This window comes from Mycobacterium sp. HM-7 (genome assembly GCF_053852335.1).
In genome coordinates this window covers 3,857,828-3,876,116 of the sequence record NZ_CM132657.1, presented here as the reverse complement: position 1 = coordinate 3,876,116, position 18,289 = coordinate 3,857,828, and the positions used below count along the sequence as shown (strand labels likewise).

At 65.9% G+C, this 18,289-nt stretch carries 22 protein-coding genes and 1 tRNA gene; 12 read left to right on the top strand and 11 right to left on the bottom strand.

The window, feature by feature from the left end:
- Positions 1 to 128: 128 nt before the first annotated feature.
- Both ACWW1C_RS18700 and ACWW1C_RS18695 read right to left on the bottom strand, forming a co-directional pair.
- Entirely contained in the window at positions 129 to 587 is a 459-nt protein-coding gene (locus tag ACWW1C_RS18700) for a PPOX class F420-dependent oxidoreductase (protein WP_455979778.1), read from the bottom strand.
- A gap of 122 nt (positions 588 to 709) precedes the next feature.
- The gene (locus ACWW1C_RS18695; protein WP_455979777.1) at positions 710 to 1,003 is read right to left on the bottom strand and encodes an MmyB family transcriptional regulator; all 294 of its coding nucleotides are present in this window, start codon (positions 1,001 to 1,003) and stop codon (positions 710 to 712) included.
- Here ACWW1C_RS18695 and ACWW1C_RS18690 point away from each other — a divergent pair.
- Positions 968 to 1,438: a nuclear transport factor 2 family protein gene (locus ACWW1C_RS18690; protein ID WP_455979776.1), complete on the top strand. Its 471-nt coding sequence runs from the start codon at positions 968 to 970 to the stop codon at positions 1,436 to 1,438. The two genes, ACWW1C_RS18695 and ACWW1C_RS18690, sit on opposite strands and share 36 nt — an antisense overlap.
- A 15-nt stretch (positions 1,439 to 1,453) precedes the next feature.
- Here ACWW1C_RS18690 and ACWW1C_RS18685 read toward each other — a convergent pair whose 3' ends face one another.
- Positions 1,454 to 1,960, bottom strand: a complete 507-nt coding sequence (locus ACWW1C_RS18685) for an allene oxide cyclase barrel-like domain-containing protein (RefSeq protein ID WP_455979775.1) — start codon at positions 1,958 to 1,960, stop codon at positions 1,454 to 1,456.
- Between the two features lie 196 nt (positions 1,961 to 2,156).
- On the opposite strand from ACWW1C_RS18685, the gene ACWW1C_RS18680 reads away from it, so the two are divergent.
- From ACWW1C_RS18680 to ACWW1C_RS18670, 3 genes are all read left to right on the top strand, one after another.
- Entirely contained in the window at positions 2,157 to 3,179 is a 1,023-nt protein-coding gene (locus ACWW1C_RS18680) for a linear amide C-N hydrolase (protein WP_455979774.1), read from the top strand.
- Positions 3,180 to 3,242: 63 nt separating this feature from the next.
- The gene (locus ACWW1C_RS18675; protein ID WP_455979773.1) at positions 3,243 to 3,842 is read left to right on the top strand and encodes a hypothetical protein; all 600 of its coding nucleotides are present in this window, start codon (positions 3,243 to 3,245) and stop codon (positions 3,840 to 3,842) included.
- A gap of 98 nt (positions 3,843 to 3,940) precedes the next feature.
- A complete protein-coding gene (locus ACWW1C_RS18670; RefSeq protein WP_455979772.1) occupies positions 3,941 to 4,687 on the top strand; it encodes an alpha/beta fold hydrolase in 747 nt (248 codons plus the stop codon).
- A 19-nt stretch (positions 4,688 to 4,706) separates the two neighbouring features.
- Here the strand turns inward: ACWW1C_RS18670 and ACWW1C_RS18665 are convergent, their stop codons facing one another.
- Positions 4,707 to 6,143, bottom strand: a complete 1,437-nt coding sequence (locus ACWW1C_RS18665) for a DUF4185 domain-containing protein (RefSeq protein WP_455979771.1) — start codon at positions 6,141 to 6,143, stop codon at positions 4,707 to 4,709.
- A gap of 205 nt (positions 6,144 to 6,348) precedes the next feature.
- Between ACWW1C_RS18665 and ACWW1C_RS18660 the strand changes: the two genes are divergently transcribed.
- Positions 6,349 to 6,972 (top strand): TIGR03085 family metal-binding protein, encoded by a 624-nt coding sequence (locus ACWW1C_RS18660; RefSeq protein ID WP_455979770.1) that lies wholly within the window; start codon positions 6,349 to 6,351, stop codon positions 6,970 to 6,972.
- A 76-nt stretch (positions 6,973 to 7,048) separates the two neighbouring features.
- Here the strand turns inward: ACWW1C_RS18660 and ACWW1C_RS18655 are convergent, their stop codons facing one another.
- Positions 7,049 to 7,381: a hemophore-related protein gene (locus tag ACWW1C_RS18655; protein WP_071287112.1), complete on the bottom strand. Its 333-nt coding sequence runs from the start codon at positions 7,379 to 7,381 to the stop codon at positions 7,049 to 7,051.
- A gap of 238 nt (positions 7,382 to 7,619) precedes the next feature.
- Here ACWW1C_RS18655 and ACWW1C_RS18650 point away from each other — a divergent pair, with 238 nt between their 5' ends.
- Entirely contained in the window at positions 7,620 to 8,228 is a 609-nt protein-coding gene (locus tag ACWW1C_RS18650; RefSeq protein ID WP_455979769.1) for a GNAT family N-acetyltransferase, read from the top strand.
- A gap of 28 nt (positions 8,229 to 8,256) precedes the next feature.
- Positions 8,257 to 8,949, top strand: coding sequence for a YceI family protein (locus tag ACWW1C_RS18645; protein WP_455979768.1), 693 nt, complete (start codon positions 8,257 to 8,259; stop codon positions 8,947 to 8,949).
- On the opposite strand, the gene mbtN is transcribed toward ACWW1C_RS18645, so the two are convergent.
- From mbtN to crcB (ACWW1C_RS18615), 6 genes are read right to left on the bottom strand one after another with little or no spacing between them, the layout of a single operon-like run.
- Positions 8,939 to 10,108: a mycobactin biosynthesis acyl-ACP dehydrogenase MbtN gene (gene mbtN / locus ACWW1C_RS18640; RefSeq protein WP_455979767.1), complete on the bottom strand. Its 1,170-nt coding sequence runs from the start codon at positions 10,106 to 10,108 to the stop codon at positions 8,939 to 8,941. The genes ACWW1C_RS18645 and mbtN overlap by 11 nt on opposite strands.
- Complete coding sequence (gene mbtM, locus ACWW1C_RS18635) at positions 10,105 to 11,682, bottom strand: long-chain-fatty acid--ACP ligase MbtM (protein WP_455979766.1); 1,578 nt, start codon at positions 11,680 to 11,682, stop codon at positions 10,105 to 10,107. Before mbtM ends, mbtN begins: the two co-directional genes overlap by 4 nt.
- Positions 11,679 to 11,942 (bottom strand): acyl carrier protein, encoded by a 264-nt coding sequence (locus tag ACWW1C_RS18630; RefSeq protein ID WP_455979765.1) that lies wholly within the window; start codon positions 11,940 to 11,942, stop codon positions 11,679 to 11,681. The genes mbtM and ACWW1C_RS18630 overlap by 4 nt, the downstream gene beginning before the upstream one ends.
- A 47-nt stretch (positions 11,943 to 11,989) precedes the next feature.
- A complete protein-coding gene (locus tag ACWW1C_RS18625) occupies positions 11,990 to 13,051 on the bottom strand; it encodes a DUF190 domain-containing protein (RefSeq protein WP_455979764.1) in 1,062 nt (353 codons plus the stop codon).
- Positions 13,048 to 13,413 carry a fluoride efflux transporter CrcB gene (gene crcB / locus ACWW1C_RS18620; protein WP_455979763.1) on the bottom strand — a complete coding sequence of 122 codons (366 nt, stop codon included), beginning with the start codon at positions 13,411 to 13,413 and terminating at the stop codon, positions 13,048 to 13,050. Before crcB (ACWW1C_RS18620) ends, ACWW1C_RS18625 begins: the two co-directional genes overlap by 4 nt.
- On the bottom strand, positions 13,410 to 13,808 hold the full coding sequence (gene crcB / locus ACWW1C_RS18615; RefSeq protein ID WP_455979762.1) for a fluoride efflux transporter CrcB: 399 nt from the start codon (positions 13,806 to 13,808) through the stop codon (positions 13,410 to 13,412). The genes crcB (ACWW1C_RS18620) and crcB (ACWW1C_RS18615) overlap by 4 nt, the downstream gene beginning before the upstream one ends.
- A gap of 70 nt (positions 13,809 to 13,878) precedes the next feature.
- On the opposite strand from crcB (ACWW1C_RS18615), the gene pgm reads away from it, so the two are divergent.
- The 5 genes from pgm (at position 13,879) to ACWW1C_RS18590 (ending at position 18,221) form a co-directional block, all read left to right on the top strand.
- Positions 13,879 to 15,513, top strand: a complete 1,635-nt coding sequence (gene pgm / locus ACWW1C_RS18610; protein WP_455979761.1) for a phosphoglucomutase (alpha-D-glucose-1,6-bisphosphate-dependent) — start codon at positions 13,879 to 13,881, stop codon at positions 15,511 to 15,513.
- Positions 15,514 to 15,665: 152 nt separating this feature from the next.
- Positions 15,666 to 15,923: a hypothetical protein gene (locus ACWW1C_RS18605; RefSeq protein ID WP_455979760.1), complete on the top strand. Its 258-nt coding sequence runs from the start codon at positions 15,666 to 15,668 to the stop codon at positions 15,921 to 15,923.
- Positions 15,924 to 15,994: 71 nt separating this feature from the next.
- Positions 15,995 to 17,251 (top strand): MFS transporter, encoded by a 1,257-nt coding sequence (locus ACWW1C_RS18600; protein WP_455979759.1) that lies wholly within the window; start codon positions 15,995 to 15,997, stop codon positions 17,249 to 17,251.
- Between the two features lie 56 nt (positions 17,252 to 17,307).
- Positions 17,308 to 17,380 (top strand) — tRNA-Ala (locus ACWW1C_RS18595).
- A gap of 208 nt (positions 17,381 to 17,588) precedes the next feature.
- Positions 17,589 to 18,221 carry a fascin domain-containing protein gene (locus tag ACWW1C_RS18590; RefSeq protein WP_455979758.1) on the top strand — a complete coding sequence of 211 codons (633 nt, stop codon included), beginning with the start codon at positions 17,589 to 17,591 and terminating at the stop codon, positions 18,219 to 18,221.
- Positions 18,222 to 18,289 lie beyond the last annotated feature (68 nt).

Genomic DNA, 18,289 nt, shown 5'->3' with positions numbered 1-18,289 from the left:
GACCAACGGCAAGTCGGCTCATGTTTTCTCATGCTTCCGCAGTTTCCGTACGCCTCGTCGATCACTGGCTCGAGCCATTCGTTGCTGACATTCGGGCCAGGGGTGATGAGTCACGGCGCGAACAACGGTCAGCGTGGTGGCGGGAAGCCGCCCGTTGCCAGCGGTCCCCAGCGGCGCGGCGTGATCCGGATCAAGCACTTTCCCTGGTCGATCATCGCCTGGCGGTACTCGGACCAGTTCGGATGCTCGCCTGCGATCGTCCGGTAGTAGTCGACGAGCAGTTCGACGGCATCGGGAAGATCGATGACTTCCGCGTCTCCATCGATCTGCACGTAGGCGCCATTGAATTCGTCCGAGAGTACGAGCACGCTGGCGGTGGGTCGTCGGCGGATGTTCACGCACTTGGCTCGTTGCGGGTAGCTGGCGACGACCACTCGGCCAGACGCATCCAAACCGCCGGTGACAGGCGAGCTTTGCAGCGACCCGTCCGCACGAAACGTCGTCAAGATCATCTTGTGTCTGTCTCGGATGAAGCCGACCAGCTCCGACAGATCGACTTTGTCGGCTGACGCGAATTTCTGTGTCATGGCATCGATGATAGGTCGGATCACTTACCTCGTCGAGAATGAAATAGATTGTGGGACAATGGTTTAATCTCGATGGAGGGTAGAATATGCCCTGGTCGGGCAATTGCTTTCCGTGCATGACGTCAAACCCGGGTCGCCGCCGGCGACGCCAGCAGTGGAGTTTTCTGCCGGCGGGAACCAGGCCCTGCGGGGTAGGCCACCGGCACGTGACCCGGTTCAGCGGTGATCGCGAGTTCGTCGTAGGCCAGAACCAACTCGCCGACATCGGGATCGTGGAATCGCTTTGTGCCGGCACGGATGTGAGGCGTGCCGTCGTGCCGAAATGGCCATGTTGTTCGGTATGCATTTACAAGAACTGAAACGTGTTCTAGTGTCGCGTGATGGGCAGCTCGGCGGCGATCGAAGACATTCGTCAACTCAAATACCGGTACTTCCGAACCTTGGACCTCAAGGATTGGGACGGCTTCGGCGATTGTCTCGCTGCAGATGTCGTGACCCGTTACGGCACGCATGCCATGGGCGAGCCGGTGCACTACACCGGGCGATCGGACGTCGTCGACTTCATGCGGACGAACCTCGACAACGGAATCATCACCACACACATCGCCAGCCACCCCGAGATCGAGATCGACTCGGAGACAACCGCGCACGGTTCGTGGGTCTTCGAGGACACGGTGATCGTGCCGGGTCATGCGATGATCCGTGGCTCGGGTTACTACGCCGACACCTACCGCAAGGACGAAGACGGGTCGTGGCGGATCGCCAGCACCGGGTATGAGCGCATCTACGAGGCGCTGGTGTCTCTGGAAGACATGCCGAGTTTCAAGTTGCTTGCGAACCGTTGGGGCTAGTTGCGGCTGTAGTGGCTAGCCCAGCACCACGTTGAGGACGTAGTTGGCGTCGGTTTGATTGGGCACATCGGGCGGCACTTGCGCGGTCCCGTCGCCGTGGGCCTTGTTGTACTTCCCGGTACCGCCGACGATTGACATGGGCACCGCATCGCCTTTGACGAACAGGGCGGCCCGGTCGGCAAGGCCCTGGATCGAAACCTGGCCCCCTTCAAGGGTGAACGTCTCCGTGCAGAAGACGTCACCCGACGTGGCATCTCCGCTCATCGTTGTGCACTGGCCCGCGGTGTGCCCGAGCTTCGTGCCCCCTTTGTAGTCGAACACGTCGCCGGAGAAGATGAACTGATCGCCAGGGCCCTCTCCGGGCTCGCCCAGATCCAGGCTCGTCTGTCCGGTGTCGTGTTCGTAGAAACGCAGAGTCGGGTTCATCGACGCAGGATCGGCTTTCTGGCCGCCCGAGGAACAGGACATCGTCAGTAGCAAGACGGGAATCAGCACGGCCGTCGTCGTGCGCAACATGTTCATCGTTCTTCCTATCTGGGGGTGAGCAGCTACCGATGGGCGCGAACCATCCGCTGAGCGGTATGACCTCCTAACCCAGGCGTTCAGCTGCGAGTTCCCTGTGGGGAACGGCTGTCTGTTGAGCATCCCACTCGCGCGGTGCAATTCATAGCAAACAATTCGACGGCCGGCTGGCGTGCGAAAAGTTAGGCTTGCTCCGGTGTGCACACGAGTGATGTGGCCTGACGCCGGCGATGCGGTTCTGGTCGGCCGCAACATGGACTTTCACCGCGACCTCATGACCAACCTGTGGAAGCAACCGCGCGGCGTGACCCGCGACGACGGCGTTACCGGCACGCTCGCCTGGACCTCGAAGTTCGGCAGCGTGATCGCCGCCGCCTTCGACCTCATCTCGGTGGACGGCATCAACGAGGCCGGACTGGCCGGGCACGTGCTCTGGCTGGCTGAATCGACCTATGGCACACCGGATGCCACGCGGACTCAGCTGAGTCAGGCGATCTGGCTGCAGTACTTCCTCGACAACTTCGCGACGGTGGCTGACGCGGTCGCGTGGATCAGCGAGACCGATGTACAGGTGGTCCAGCTGGACGACCCCACCGGCGGCGACCCGCCCACCATTCATCTGGCCCTCGACGACGCCACCGGCGACTCGGCGATCATCGAGTACCTCGACGGCCGGCCGAAGGTCTACCACAGCAAGGACTTTCGGGTGATGACGAACTCGCCCACCTTCGATCAGCAGCTCGAGCTGGTCAAGAGCTTCGAGGGCCTCGGCGGCACGGAGCCATTGCCGGGCTCCACGTTGGCCACCGACAGGTTCGCACGCGCCACTTACTACGCTGACCGCCTGCCCACGCCGTCGAGCCAGGTCGAAGCGATCGCGAGCATGTTCTCGGTGATCCGCAACGCCGCGCAGCCCTTCCGGATCCCGGATCCGGGCAAGCCCGACGCCTCGCAGACCATCTGGCAGGTGGTGATGGACCTGACCAACCGGCGTTACGTCTACGAATCCACCACGCGGCCCAACATCGTGTGGGTCGACCTGGCGGACCTCGACTTCAGTGCGGGCAGCCCGCAGCTCAAACTCGACCTGATCAGTGATCTCGCTGTCGAAGGCGGTCTCGCGGGCAACGTCGGTAGCAGGTTCAAGGACGCGGGACCGATGACTTTCCTGTCGTTGTCTCTGCTGCGCGAACTGGAGAAGGCGAAGGGCCCCAATTGAGCGGCACGTCGGCAATTGCCTGACGTGCCGTTGACGCTCTGACACGCTGTGCGGGTGGACCTGATGTGGCGTGTCGTAGCGCTGACCGTCGCGACGTTCACCGTGCTGCTCGCGGTACGCCGCGTCGTCATGGTCGTCAGCGGATTGGTGTTCGCGCGCTATGTCGCCGTCGGTGGGCTGGCCGCATTCTCCGTCAACCGCGACGCGGCCGACGGCTACGCCGTGCGGTTCGAGGCCGGCGGGCCGGCGGTCTTTCACAATGTTGCGGTGGCGCTGTTCGGGGTCCAGGGCACAGCGCCGGCGCCACCACCATTGCGGCACACCATGATCGCCGGTGACGCTCCGCTCGAGTGGACCTTTCGACTGTCCGAGCAAGTAGCGCAGCGGGCGTGGGTGACGGTGACGTGGGTCCGGCCCTATCTGCAAGGCGTCGAATCCGAGTCACTCGCGCATCGGCTGCAGGGTGACCAGCTCTACGAATGGCGTTGGTACTCGGACACGAACCGCCACATCCGCACCGTCGTCCGCTTCGCGGCCCGACGGTGGTCCGTAGGCGGGGAGGCGTTGCGCGAGTTGCCGGTGCAGGGGCGGTGGCGACGCACCTCGTCGAACGGCACCGCTGATCTGCTGGGCCCGACGGCCACCCCGCCGCCGCGGGCCTAGGTCATCTTCAGGCCGGCAGTTCTTGTCGTGATGCGACTTGTCCCTCGGTCGTCGTGGAAGCGGCCGCGTCACCGCCGCCGCGGTGCCAGGATGGCCCTATGACTGTCGTTCTCGTGCATGGTAATCCGGAGACCGATGCGATCTGGGGTCCACTGGTCGACGCGCTCGGTCGGGACGATGTGGTGCGGTTGTCGCCACCGGGATTCGGCGCCCCATTGCCCGACGACTTCCCCGCGACGTACCTCGCGTACCGGGACTGGCTCGAGGCTGAGCTGGAGGCGATCGGTGAGCCAGTCGATCTGGTCGGCCACGATTGGGGCGGCGGCCACGTGTTGACTGCCGTGATGCACCGGCCTGAACTCGTCCGCAGTTGGGTGACGGATGTGGTCGGGATACTCGACTCCGACTACGTCTGGCACGACCTGGCTCAGGTATGGCAGACGCCGGGGGAGGGTGAGCAGTTGGTCGAGACGATGCTCGGCGGCAGTGTCGACGACCGCGCCGCGCAGATGGTCGCACTTGGCATGCCGCTGGGTGTCGCCACGGCCCTCGCTACCGCGCAAGGTCCGGAGATGGGGCGGGCGATCCTGGCGTTGTACCGCTCGGCGCGCCAACCCGCGATGGCGGAGGTCGGGCGTGACCTCGAGAAGTTGCGATGCAGGCCGGGCCTTGCGCTGCTGGCCACCGACGACCCCTACATCGGCTCCGACGAAATCCGTTACCGCGCAGCGGAACGCGCGGGCGCGCGCACCATGGTGCTCGACGGGCTCGGGCACTGGTGGATGCTGCAGGATCCGGCGCGCGGCGCGGCAGCTCTCACCGAGTTCTGGGCCACTCTCGACTGAACGTCAAAACCCAACTGGCTCAGGGCAGTACGGTGTGCAGCAGCATCACGTTGTACGCCGACCACAGCGACAATGTGAAGTAGAGGTCGCGGCCGTTGGACCACGGGTGCAGGTAGGGCGCATAGACGCCGCCGGGGAACTGCATGGACGAGACGACCAATTGCTCTGGGCCCCAAGGTCCCTGCGGTGTCGGGGCAGTGCGGATCACCACGTCGGACAGGTTGTTGCAATACATCGCCAGGTACTGCTTGAGGTAGGTGTTGTACTGCACCGACATTTCGCCGACCGGACCCGGAATGATCGGGGAGGCCGCACTGGGGTTGTTGGGCACCCAGGACTGGCTCTCGTTGTTCCAGTACTCGTACTTACTCATGTCCGGCAACAGGTTCTGCGGCACCCGGGACACGTAGGCGTTGCCAATCCGGCCAGAGGGGGTTCCGTACGAGTAGATGTAGCCGTCGCTGCCCTTCAGGAACGCGCCTTGCTGGAAGTTCTCGTTGCCCGGCAGGTACGCCACCCGGGACACGCTGTCGGGCGCCATCGGCCGGACGCTGCTGGGGTACACGCCCCAGTTCTGGCCGTTGTCGTTGGAGACGGCGATGGCCGAATAGTTCGTGGTCCAGGCGCCGGCGCTGTCCCAGTTCTTGATCGACATGAAGCTGGCGTATTGCGTCTTGCCCACGGCGACACCGGAAGTCGGGATGATGCCCTTTTCGACGGGTGCCCAGCGGATGGTGGGGATGGTCTGCTTGGCCAGGTTCGGCTGCCACTCGGGTGCGCCCGAATACGGGTTGGTCACCGAGCCGGGCGGGATGTGGATGCCGTGCGACAACGTGCGGTCGTTGGTGCGGAACATGGTGTTGTAACGCCACTGCTGGTTGGGGGTGGCGCAGTAGCCGTAAGTGTCGCCGAACATCATCAGCACCTGGTTGTTCGCCGGGTCGCCGTTGTCCCACATGATGCCGAGGTCGGTGCCGGAGATGCCGAAGCGTTGCAGGGTGTCGCCGCCTGCGCTCTGGTCGCCGGTCACCCAGCCGACCAGGGACGTGGTACCGGCGTCGATGGGCGGCGCGGGCTCTGCTCCGGGCTGGGGCTGCGCTGCGGCAGGGGCGGGCTGTGCCGTGCGCGATTGGACCGGCGGCTGCGGCACCCGGGGCTGGCCGGGCAGCACGCCGGCCTGCTGCTGGACGGTGCCCTGGGTGAATACGCTGAGCAGCGATCGGGACAACTTGCCGAGAGTCGGCAGCGGAGCTTTGTCGTTCGCGTTGCTCGGTCGATGGCCGCCCGACGGCGGCCGCATGACGCCGCTCGACGGCACCCCGTTCGGCGGCAGTACGCCCGCGTTGGGGCCGGTGCAGGGTTCGGCGGCTGCGCGGGGCGGCGCGACGCCGACCGCTCCACCGAGAACGACGGCGGCCGTCAAAGCCACCGATGCAAGTCGAGGACGCGGCGACACGGTCACACCTTTCGGATGGCAGGCGGCGCTCGGACGCCAGCGAGGGGCTTTTGTGACCATAGTTATCAATGAGGCTGTTGAGGTCCCTGCTGTGCGGATGGGTACCCATCTGTAACCACGTCGCGATCGTTCACCTGGCGTTTGCCGGCCGGGCGTGACCCACGTCGCAGTGCTTGCGAAAGCCCGCCAGACCTACACTCAGCGCATGACAGCCGCCCAGCGGGAACGCGCCGCACTCGTCGAATCCCTGCGCGCGCACGGACCCGACGCACCGACCCTCTGTGAAGGGTGGACCTCCCGTGATCTGGCCGCGCATCTCGTGGTGCGGGAACGCCGGCTCGATGCGGCGCCGGGCATTCTGGTGTCGCAACTGGCCGGCTACACGGAACGAGTCCAGGCGCAGGTGACCGCATCAACCGACTGGGAAAAGCTCGTCGACATGATCGCCGCGGGCCCGCCGCTGTACTCGCCGTTCAAACTGCTCGACCCGTTCGTCAACGTCGCCGAGATGTTCATCCACAACGAGGATGTCCGCCGGGCTCAGCCCACCTGGGAGCCGCGGGAACTCGACGACCGGCTCGCGTCCGCGTTGGCGGGGCAGGTGGCGACCATGGCGCGCATGGGGATCAAGAACCCGCCGGCACGGATCCTGCTGGTGACCCCGGACGGCCGTCAGCTGGGCGCAGCCGGTCGCGGCGCCGAGGTGACGGTGACCGGCGCGCCGGGCGAGCTGCTGCTGTTCGCGGCCGGCCGCGGACCTGCGCAGGTGAAGTTCTCCGGGCCGGACGACGCCGTCGCCGCGGTTCGGGGTTCGAACCGCGGATTCTGACTATCGGCGCCAATACCTGGAAAAGCACAACGCGGCTCGGTCCCGAAGGACCGAGCCGCGTTGTCTTGGCTTCTGATCAGAAGTTGTTGCAGGTGTTGGCGACGTTCAGCACCAGGTCGGTGTAGCCGGCGGCACCCGGGGTGTTGTACGCCCGCGTGATGAGGGCCTTACGCTGCTGAGGACCGGAGGCGATCAGCTGGTGCAGGTAACCGACGCCGATCGGGTTTGCCTGCAGCTCGGCGGCAGCACCCGGGTCGAGGGCGGTCAGAGCGGCGATCACCTGCGGGTAGGTGCAGGTCGAGTACATGATCGGGGTGGGGTCCGGCTGAGCGGTGGCGACTGCGCCGCTGGCCATGACCGCGACCAGTGCCGAGCCCGCGCCGACCATCATCCGAGTGGTGAAAGACATTGTGTATTCCCCTCCCGCACCAGCTAACCGATGCGACCAAAGTGATTGATGACTACGTTAGCAGTTCTATCGACCCTCTGTGGCTGAGCGTTACAGCCCCTGAACAAGCAGCCCGCAACTCATCTGAGTCGAGTTGAGTGCCGGATTGTCGACTGCCAATGCGGCCGCCGACGCGCCGGCGCGCTTGTTCATGTAGGCAAACCTAACCTAAACAAAATCGGGTAGGCTCGCCGCTGAAATGACCGAGATTGATCAGGGGCCGGCGCTGCCGCGCGAGTTGACGTCGCTGTCCGCTGAGGTGCGAGCGGTGGGCTCGCCACCGCTTCCGCAGCTGGCAGCCCCGTGGGCAGTGCGTTTCGTGGACGCCGACGCCGACGCCGAGATGCTGTCCGAATGGATGAATCGGCCGCATCTGGCAGAGGCCTGGGAGTACGACCGACCGCCGCAGTGGTGGCGGCGGCACCTGCAGGCGCAGCTCGACGGCGAGTACTCGCGGCCCTTGCTGGTGAGCTACCAGGGCAAAGCGATGGGCTACCTCGAGCTGTACTGGGCGGCGAAGGATTCCATCGCGCCTTGTTACGACGCCGACCCGTACGATCTCGGGCTCCACGCCGCGATCGCAGACGAACGTTTCGTCAATCGAGGACTGGGACCGCTGTTGATGCCCCAGGTGTTGGCGAGCCTGTTCGACCTCGTGCCGGAGTGCCGTCGGGTGATGTTCGATCCCGACCATCGCAACACCGGTGCGCGACGGCTGGTCGAGCACGGTGGCGCCGAATTCCTCGGTGAACACGACATGGCAAACCGCAGGATGGCGCTGTACGCGCTGGCGCGCCCAGCCGGCTGAGGTCGGACCCGCCCTGTATATAGAGGGAGTGGCAAAAAGGCTTCTGCTGTTGCTGGCAGTGCTCGCCGTCGTGGGGGTGTGCGCAGGACCGTGGTTCTACCGAACTCAGATGGAAGGCGCACCGGCTCCGGCCCTGACGCTGCCGTCGGCGCATAGTCCGGCCAGTACGAACCTCGACGGTAAATGGATCGTTGCCGCAGGCCCCGATAACGAGGCCGACCGGTCCCAGGCCGGTTACCGCGCCCGGCAACAACTGCTCTGGGAAACGGTGACGGTCACCGGACGGACCAACTCGGTCAGGGGCGACGCCACTGTTGCCGGTGGCACCCTGCAGGCGGCGAGCTTCGTCATCGACGTCGGGACGATGCAGTCACCGCACCGCGGCCGCGATGACAAGTTCCGCGGCCCCGACGTGATGGATGCCGCACGGTTCCCGACGGCCAAACTCGCGGTCCTCGACCCGGTCAATTTGTCGTCGCTCTCCGGCAACGGCATGCCGATGACAATGGAGGTATCGGCGCAACTCACGCTCAAGGGCGTCAGCCGCCAGGTGGCGGTGCGACTGGACGTGCAGCGGACGGGCGGCGGGGTGGTGGCCGTGGGCCAAATCCCGGTCACCTTCGCCGATTACGGCATCGTCCCGCCGGCGCCGCCGGTGGGACTGCTCGCCGTCGATCCGATCGTCACCATCGAATTCCTGGTGAATCTGGTCAAGCGATGACGGGTGAGGACGTCACCGCGTCGTACCCCTCGTAATCGGGCCGCATTCCCGCCGCGACGAGTTCCCAGAGGACCTCATCGGTGCCGCCCCCGACCCGCGCGAGTTTCATGTCGCGCCACCAGCGGCCCAACGGGGTCTCGTCCACCAGGTATCCGGCACCCCCGAAGATGTGCATGCACTCGTCGACGACCTCGACGCCGAGCCGTGCCGCGGTGACCTTGATGGCGGCGGCCGCGCGCAGATCCATGCGCCCCTGCGCGGCAAGCCCCGCCAGGCCGTAGCGCAGCAGATCGACCCGGGCCTGCAGGTCGGCCAGTCGCATCCGCAGCGCTTGATGCTCGTACAGAGTATGGCCGAACTGGCGGCGTTTCATCATGCGGGCCAACGTGATTCCGATTATCCGGCGGCAATTGGCCTCGATCTGGCCGGCGATCGACAGCCGCTCCTGCGCCAAGCCCCAGGAGATGGCGGCCAGCCCGGTACCCGCCCGCGCCACCAGTGCCTCCGCCGGAATCCAGGTGTCGATGTGAACTGCCGCGGTATCGAGCGGACCGGCGCCCACCTTGCGATAGGGAGTCCGCACCTCGACTTGCGCGGTCGGCACGGCGACGACCACGACGCTGCCGTGACGGCTCTGCCGATCGTGGTCGACGCTTCGGGCGACCACCATGATGTGGTCGGCGATGGGGGACAGGGACACGAACTTCTTGATGCCGCGGACCTCGAAACCCCCACGTGCGGAGACGACTTCGGTCTCCACGATCTGCAGATCCGAGCCGCCGGACTCTTCCGATGCGCCGATGCACAACACGGCGTCGCCCCGGATGGCCTGCTCGGTGATATCGCGCAGATAATCGGACTTGCCGAATCTGCGCAGGATTGCGATGGCCGAGTCATGAAGGCTGACCCCGACGCCGATCCCCGCGGATCCGAGTTTGCCCAATTCCCCGGCGAGCGCGAACACCTTCGCCACATCGGGATGCTGGCTCTCGCCCCACTTGGTGGCGAAAACCTCGGACCGGCCCAGATATTCGATGAGCTTGCGCGGAAAGCGTTCGGATTCTTCAGCTTCCGCCGTCCATCGCCGGACCCGGTCGTCGAATACCTCGTCCAGTAGTTCTCGATAACTCTCGGTGGCGCACGTCTCGAAGGTGGTCACGAACCCGCCGTTTCCAGGGTGCGTCTGACTTCGAGGCGCCGGAGTTTCCCCGATGAGGTTCGCGGCAGTGAACCCGGTTCGAGGAACACCACGTCCGCCGGCACGATGCCGCACTCGGCGGCGACCAGGGACACCACTTGGCTGCGGGCGGTCGACTCGTCGTACCCCTTGAACTCCGCGGCGATCACCAAACCCTGCCGGGCGCCGGTGTCTTTGGTGCCCACAGCCACGACGGCACCCTCGCGCACTCCGTCGGCGCGGGCGGCCACCTGCTCGATCTCTGCGGGGAAGATGTTGCGTCCGGCCACGGTGATGAGTTCCTTGATCCGGCCGCACACGACCAGGCCGTCCGCGGTGAAGTAGCCGAGATCGCCAGTGGCGAACCATTCTTCGCGATCGACGGGGTTCTGCCCGAGATAGCCGGCCATCATCGAGGTGCCGCGCACCTGCACTTCGCCGACATCACGGCCCGCGAGCTCGTGGGACACAGCGGTGGGGGCAATGCGCACTTCCATGCCGTCGATCGGCCGGCCGAGCACCGCGTACCTGCGCGCCACGGTGTCGCCGTCGAGGATCACGGTCACGTCGTCGCAGCGCAGTCCGCCGCCCGGGGTGGGAACGGTTACCGCGCAAGTTGATTCGGCGAGGCCGTACGACGGGCAGAGCGAGTTCGCGTCGAAGCCGAACTGGGCCATCTCGGTGGCGAAGCGATTTGTGCCGTCGCAGTCGACGGGTTCACCGCCGTTGAGCGCGAACCTCAGCGCGCCCAAGTCGACATCGCTGACGCGGCGGGCGTACTTGCCGAGCAGACCAAAGGCCATGTTCGGGGCCGCGGTCATGGTTGCCCGGCTCTCGGTCAACCACTTGAGCCAGTGGAACGGTGACGCGGAGAACGCGCTGGTGGGTGCCTGCCACAATTCGCCGCCGCCGAGCGTCATGGTGAGCATGAACGCCAAGCCCATGTCGTGATAGATCGGCAGCCACGAGTGGCCACGATCGGCGTCGGTGACGCCGATCCGGGAGACCAGTCCACGCAGGTTCGCCAACGCCGCGTCCGCCGGGATTTGGGCGGTGCGCGGTGTGCCGGTCGAACCCGCGGTGCCCTGCAGGATGCCGACGTCGGCGATCCGTGACGGCGCGAACGTTGCCGAACGTTGTTCGTGTGCAATGGTATTGACGTCGTGCAGTTGCGCAGGTCCGGTTCCGGTGCGTAGCAGGTCGAGATGCTTGCCGTGGCTGAGCACGGTGCCGATGCCGATACCGGCGAACCTGTTCAGGGTGGCGTCGGCCCAGGCGGCGGGGTCGGCTCCGCGAACCGGTCCGGGCAGGATGGATACGGCGGCGCCGGCAAAGATTGCGCCGTAGACGCCCGCCAGAAATTCCACTGTGGGCTCGCCGACCAGGCCGACGCGGCTTTGGCCGTCGACGTGCGCGGCGACGTTCTCGGCGCGGGCGTGCACTTCCTGCCAGGGATGCCGCTGCCAGTCACCGGATTTCGGGTCGAGGGTCACCAGGTTGCGCGGGGACCGGGTCATCGCCTGCGACAGGGTAGACGCGAGGTTCGAGGGACTCATGAGCGTTGGGCGCTGGGAAGTTTCGCGGCGATCGCGTCTTCGAGGTCGCCGACGGTTTCGCTGCTGAGCAGATCTTCCTCGGAAAGCGCGACGCCGAAGCGATCTTCGATTGCGACCATGCCGACGGCGAAAGCCACCGAGTCCAAACCGACATCGTCGATGAGCCGTGATTCGCGGGTGACGCGTTTGATGTCCACGCCCATGTCGTCCTGCATGATCTTGGCCAAGCCGGTGCTTACCGATTCAGTTGTTGACTCCATGTCGAGGGACCGTAGTCGACCGAAGCTGTTTAGGCTAGGCTTACCTTCTATCCAAGGAAGTTGCCTAAACTGGTACCACCGTCCCGGTTTCCATTGTCGATTGAGACCAGCGCCGGCACTCGTTCGCAGGTGACCACACCGTGGTCGATCGTCACTTCATCGATGAGATCGAAAGCGGTAGAGATGTTTTCGGGGGTGTCGACCACGATGGTCGTGACAGGGACCTGACGGCCGAGCTGAAACAACCTGTCGCCATGCGGCGTCCGTCGGTCATGGAAGCCCCAGATACCGCGCAGGACGGTGACGCCGCGAGTGGCCTCGATGGCGCGTAGCCGGCGCACGATCTCGCGGTGCACCGGCTCGCCGCTGTGCAAGGTGTCCTCGGTGGTGTACACCATGAGCTTCTGCCACAACGGAGTTCCGTCGGCGTCGTGGGCCGGAAGCGCACCGGGGCGGGCCAGCATCGTCCCAGCCTGCTTGCAGAGCTCGGCCCGCTCGACCGTCACCAACGGGTCGGGCAGTAGCCGCTCGAGTTCGGGCAGGACCGCGACAGCGCGGGCACCGTCGCCGATCGCGATGATCATGACCGGAACTTCCCTATTCCGGTTCAGGAAGCGGGCCCGCTCCCGGCGGCCGCGGACCGTGCCGTCGACCCCGAGAAAGACGGAGGCGCAGGCGAATCCGCTGCGGTGGAGCAGATCGCACACCGCGATGTGGGCCGGTCGGCCATTGATGCGGTGCTGACGACCGACATACACGGTGAGCTTGGTGTGCTCGCCGACCCTTGCGGTGGTGAGCAGGCGGGCACGTTCGAGCGTGACCAGCCCCCGCGTCGTCAGCTCCACGGTGTGCTCGGCCAGCCCGGTGATCTTGTCGGCGGTGTCCACCGCGGCGATGGCTACCGGCAGGTCCTCGGACTGACTCAGTGTCTGGTCGGTGCGCAGCTGGTGCCGTGGCCCGAATCCGGCTATGCCGCGCAGCACGACGCTGGTGGCGACGTTCTCTGCGGCATAGAGGTCGAGCAGCTCCTCGGTCAGGAAGCGGCCCTGATGTCGTTGCCGCTCACCGAAATACGTGGTGAGCTTCAGGTAGTCCGCGGAGTCGCTCACAGCAGCCCACCCATCCACAGTCCCAGCGCCGCGGCGGCCAGGCCCAACACCACACTCGCCACGATGTTGGCCAGTGCGAACCAGACCTGTCGTTCCTCGCCCAATCGTTGAGTTTCCAGCATCCATGTCGAGAACGTCGTGTACGCGCCGACGAATGCGGTACCGGCCAGCAAGGCGACATTCGGGCTCAATGCCAGCCCGCCGAAGAAGCCGAGCAGCCAGGCGCCGCTGAGGTTCACCGCGAAGGTGCCGTACGGGAAGCTGCTGCTCTTGCGTTTCGATACCGCACGGTCCACCAGGAAGCGCGTCACCGCCCCCGCGCCACCGATGAGCGCGACGCCCAGCCAGATGACCGCCGTCATGCCCGCACCCGGACCCGCCGGACCAGGACGGTCGCCAGGTACACCGCGGCCAGGCCGGTGACGATGCTGGCCGCCGTGTAGCCCGCCGTCAGCCCGTAGGCACCGTGCTCGAGCATCCGCACGGTCTCGACCTGCATGGTGCTGAACGTGGTCAGGCCGCCGCACACGCCGGTGCCGAGCAGAGGGCGCTGATAGCTCGACACCGGGAGCCGCTCCAGCAGTCGGGTCGTAAAGTAGCCGAGCAGGAACGCACCGACGATGTTGACGACGAATGTGGGCCAGGGCCAGTGCTCGGGGTGGGGTGCGGCGAAGACGGCAAGGGCGGCGCGCGCGACGGTGCCGATGGCGCCCCCGACGAAGACGGCGGCCAATTCTCGGTTGTCGTGGCCGAACATAGAGCAAAAGTATGGTGGCCGAACGCCGACAGGTGCACACCGGGGGAGAACCGGTAGCAGAATCGAGGCCATGACGGCCAACCCGCGCGCCGGCCAACCGGCCCAGCCAGACGACCTGATCGACGTGGCCCATGTGGTCACCGCCTACTACACCGTGGCGCCGGACCCCGAGAACGTCGATCAGCAGGTGGTGTTCGGCACGTCGGGGCATCGCGGGTCGAGCCTGGACGCGGCGTTCAACGAGCCGCACATCCTGGCCACCACACAGGCGATCGTCGAGTACCGCGCCGCGCAGGGCACCACCGGACCACTGTTCATCGGCCGCGACACCCACGCCCTGTCCGAGCCGGCCTGGGTCACGGCACTGGAGGTGCTGGCCGGCAACGAGGTCATCGCGATGATCGACGCCGCCGACCGCTACACACCAACACCGGCAGTCAGCCACGCGATCCTGACCTTCAATCGCGGCCGGGAAGGCGACCTCGCCGATGGCATCGTCGTCACCCCGTCGCACAACCCGCCGCGCGACGGGGGTTTCAAATACAACCCGCCCAACGGCGGCCCGGCCGATACCGATGCGACGAGCGTCATTGCCAAGCGCGCCAACGAGATTCTGCGTGACGGGTTGCGCGACGTGAAGCGGATACCCCTGGCGCGCGCACTGGGCTCGACGGAGCGGCATGACTATTTGAATGCCTACGTGGAGGACCTGCCGAATGTGGTTGACCTGCACGCCATTCGGGCTGAGGGGGTACGCATCGGCGCGGACCCGCTCGGCGGGGCCAGTGTCGACTACTGGGCCGCCATCGCCGAGCGGCACCAGTTGGACCTGACTGTGGTCAACCCGCTTGTGGACGCGACCTGGCGGTTCATGACGCTCGACACCGACGGCAAAATCCGGATGGACTGCAGCTCGCCGAATGCCATGGCGTCACTGATCGCGAATCGGGACCGCTATCAGATCGCCACCGGCAACGACGCGGACTCCGACCGGCACGGCATCGTCACGCCTGACGGCGGGCTGCTCAACCCGAATCACTATCTCGCCGTCGCCATCGACTACCTGTACACGCATCGAGCCGGCTGGCCGGGATCCACCGCGGTCGGCAAGACTGCGGTCAGCTCATCGATCATCGACCGCGTGGTGGCCGGGCTGGGGCGCCAACTCGTGGAGGTGCCGGTCGGATTCAAATGGTTCGTCGACGGATTGATCAGTGGCGCAATCGGATTCGGTGGCGAGGAGAGTGCCGGTGCGTCGTTCCTGCGCACGGACGGGTCCGTCTGGACCACCGACAAGGATGGCATCATCCTGGCGCTGCTGGCCTCGGAGATCCTCGCGGTCACCGGTAAGTCGCCGTCGCAGCGCTACACCGAGCTGACGGAGAAGTACGGCGCTCCGACCTATGCCCGCATCGACGCGCCGGCCAATCGTGAACAGAAAGCACGGTTGTCGAAGCTGTCGGCCGAGCAGGTCACCGCGACCGAGCTGGCGGGCGAGCCGATCGTCGCCAAGCTCACGGCGGCGCCCGGCAACGGGGCCCCGCTCGGCGGGCTGAAGGTGACCACCGAGAGCGCCTGGTTCGCCGCGAGGCCGTCGGGCACCGAGGACGTCTACAAGATTTACGCCGAGTCGTTCAAGGGTCCGGAACACCTGGCGCAGGTCCAGGCTGCCGCGCGGGAAGTGGTGAATACCGTCATCGCGTAATAGCTTTGCTGAGCTAACGAAACTGCACGTTGCTCCCCGGTCGATCCCCGGATTTCAGGTTCTGGCGGTTTTGCTGCCATGTTGCTGCGGCATCGCTTTGGCGGGCCTAGAGTTGTGGCTACCACGAGGCTTCATTTGCGAGAGGAGCAATCGTGAGTACTACCACTGCTGTTCCGACACTCACCCGTGCGGGCCTGATCACCGGCCTGAGCGTCATCGTCGCCTTCCCTGCCCTCCCGGCGCCGTGGTACTGCATGCCCTGGGAAGATCCGGTGTGCCAGGGGATTCCGCCGGTTTGCTGGTGTGTGGCACATCGCGATCCGGGCATGGCGACAGACGAGTTGACACCGGCGCCGCCGGTTGCCCCGTCGAAGGTCCCTGGGGGTCCGGTGACGCGAGGCGCGCAGTAGCAACTGCCGCACGGGGACGGCCGCAACGGGACTCGGCCGTGACGGTGGCACGCGACTAATACAGTCATAGCGTGAGTGCTGTCACCGAAGACGGTCGTCGCCCGACTCGGCTTCCCACCGAGATCTGGGTCCTGGCCGGCGCCAACGTCGTCATCGCACTCGGTTATGGCGTGGTGGCCCCAGTCTTGCCGGCGTACGCCCGCAACTTCGGTGTCAGCATCGGCGCAGCGACGTTTGTCATCACCGCGTTCGCCGCAATGCGCCTGGTCTTCGCACCGCCGAGCGGACTGCTGGTACAGAAACTCGGCGAGCGACGCGTCTATCTCACCGGTCTGCTGATCGTCGCGGTGTCGACGCTGGCCTGCGCGTTCGCCCAGACGTATTGGCAGCTGCTGCTGTTCCGGTCGCTGGGCGGTGCCGGCTCGACCATGTTCACGGTGTCGTCCCTGGCGCTGATGATCCGGTTGTCGCCGTTCGACGCCCGCGGCCGGGTGGCCGGGCTGTTCTCCAGCGCGTTCATGATCGGCGGTGTCGCCGGGCCGGTACTGGGCAGCCTGACCGCCGGCCTGGGTCTATCTGTGCCGTTCGGCATCTACGGGGTGGCGCTGACGGTCGCCGCGGCCGTCGTGTTCGTCAGTCTGCGGCACTCGCCGCTGGCCGCTCGGGAGGAGGCAACCGGGCCCACGGTGTCGGTACGGACCGTGCTGCGCAACCGTGCCTACCAGGCCGCGCTGCTGTCGAACCTGGCGGCCGGATGGGCGGCACTGGGCCTGCGCGTGGCGCTGGTTCCGCTGTTCGTCGTCGACGTGCTGCATCGCAGTGCGGGCATGGCAGGTCTGGTGCTGGCCATGTTCGCGGTCGGCAACGTATGTGCCGTGATCCCCAGTGGGCACCTGTCCGACCGGGTCGGCCGGCGCAAGTTGATGATCGTCGGGCTGGCGGTGTCGTCGGTTTCGACGGTGCTGCTCGGCTGGACCACGTCGCTGCCGGTGTTTCTGGCGATCGCATTCGTGACCGGCGCGGCGAGCGGCATCTTCATCTCGCCGCAGCAGGCCGCCGTTGCGGACATCATCGGCAACCAGGCTCGGGGCGGCACCGCGGTGGCGACGTTCCAGATGATGTCCGACCTGGGCACGATAGTCGGCTCGCTGGTCGCCGGGCAGATCGCCCAGCACGTGTCGTTCACCGCTGCATTCAGCGTCGGCGGGGTGATCCTGCTGGCGGCCGCGGTGGGCTGGTTGCTGGCCCCGGAAACCCGTCATTCCGGTGACGACGAGGAGACGCCGATCTGTCCACTGGGCCACGAGCCGATGGAGGGGTCACTCTGACCTGCCGTTTTGTTCCCGATGGGACCGGTGGTGTAGCTTCATCAGGCACCACTTAAGGGGCTATGGCGCAGCTGGTAGCGCACCACACTGGCAGTGTGGGGGTCAGGGGTTCGAGTCCCCTTAGCTCCACAAGTAAACCCGTTCTGACTTCGGTCGGGGCGGGTTTTTTCTTGCCGACGGACAAGTCGCGTCTGGTGTGCGGGCGGTCGCCGAACTCGATGGGCTGCGGGCCCTCGAAGATCGATTCGAGAAAAGTGTCCCCTTTTACGGGGCTTGGTGCTCCTACCTGTGTCCAGGTGCCCAACCAGGACTCCGATCACATCGAAGGAGCACATTGATGATCAATAACGTCAACCCCCAGCAGCCGACTGACAGCGTCTCATCTGCGTCCGCGGCGGAACCGACGTCTGCGCGAAAGCAGGGCCGACGACTCGCCGTCGCCGGCGTTTCGGCGATCGCTGCCATGGCCGCCGTGGCCGTGAGCCTGTCCGGTGTGGCCTCGGCGGCCACACCGACGAAGACCAACTGCACGTTCACGACCGCCGATGGGCACTATGTGACGGCAGTCAACAGCGGCGGGTTGACGGGACTCGGCCAACCACCGTTCGACGTAATCCACACAGATGCCGTGCGGGTCGGGTCATGGGAGACCTTCACGCTCGTGGACGCCGGCGACGGAACCCACTACGGCATCCGGGCCTTTGATGGGCATTACCTCACTGCCGTGGGCGGCGGCGGACGGACCACCGACGTCATCCACTCCGATGCCACGCAGTTGCGGGGTTGGGAGAAGTTCACTGTCACAAAGATTCCATCGGCTTCGGGCGGCCAGGTCATGTATTCGATCGGCACCATCGACGGGCACTTCCTCACCGCCGTGGGCGGTGGCGGACGGACCGCTGACGTCATCCATTCCGATGCGACGGTGGCCAACGGCTGGGAGAAGTTCCATATCCACTGCGCAAACTGAGCGCACGCCGCGATATCGAGCAGCGGATGGCGGCAGTTGGCTGGGCCTGGCATCAGTCCGTACTGCTG

Excerpts from the sequence above, each read along its gene's own strand:
- ACWW1C_RS18700 (WP_455979778.1), bottom strand. The coding sequence starts at position 587 with ATGACACAGAAATTCGCGTCAGCCGACAAAGTCGATCTGTCGGAGCTG.
- ACWW1C_RS18690 (WP_455979776.1), top strand. The coding sequence starts at position 968 with ATGGGCAGCTCGGCGGCGATCGAAGACATTCGTCAACTCAAATACCGG.
- ACWW1C_RS18685 (WP_455979775.1), bottom strand. The coding sequence starts at position 1,960 with ATGAACATGTTGCGCACGACGACGGCCGTGCTGATTCCCGTCTTGCTA.
- ACWW1C_RS18675 (WP_455979773.1), top strand. The coding sequence starts at position 3,243 with ATGTGGCGTGTCGTAGCGCTGACCGTCGCGACGTTCACCGTGCTGCTC.
- ACWW1C_RS18670 (WP_455979772.1), top strand. The coding sequence starts at position 3,941 with ATGACTGTCGTTCTCGTGCATGGTAATCCGGAGACCGATGCGATCTGG.
- ACWW1C_RS18660 (WP_455979770.1), top strand. The coding sequence starts at position 6,349 with ATGACAGCCGCCCAGCGGGAACGCGCCGCACTCGTCGAATCCCTGCGC.
- ACWW1C_RS18655 (WP_071287112.1), bottom strand. The coding sequence starts at position 7,381 with ATGTCTTTCACCACTCGGATGATGGTCGGCGCGGGCTCGGCACTGGTC.
- ACWW1C_RS18650 (WP_455979769.1), top strand. The coding sequence starts at position 7,620 with ATGACCGAGATTGATCAGGGGCCGGCGCTGCCGCGCGAGTTGACGTCG.
- mbtM (WP_455979766.1), bottom strand. The coding sequence starts at position 11,682 with ATGAGTCCCTCGAACCTCGCGTCTACCCTGTCGCAGGCGATGACCCGG.
- ACWW1C_RS18630 (WP_455979765.1), bottom strand. The coding sequence starts at position 11,942 with ATGGAGTCAACAACTGAATCGGTAAGCACCGGCTTGGCCAAGATCATG.
- crcB (WP_455979763.1), bottom strand. The coding sequence starts at position 13,413 with ATGACGGCGGTCATCTGGCTGGGCGTCGCGCTCATCGGTGGCGCGGGG.
- crcB (WP_455979762.1), bottom strand. The coding sequence starts at position 13,808 with ATGTTCGGCCACGACAACCGAGAATTGGCCGCCGTCTTCGTCGGGGGC.
- pgm (WP_455979761.1), top strand. The coding sequence starts at position 13,879 with ATGACGGCCAACCCGCGCGCCGGCCAACCGGCCCAGCCAGACGACCTG.
- ACWW1C_RS18590 (WP_455979758.1), top strand. The coding sequence starts at position 17,589 with ATGATCAATAACGTCAACCCCCAGCAGCCGACTGACAGCGTCTCATCT.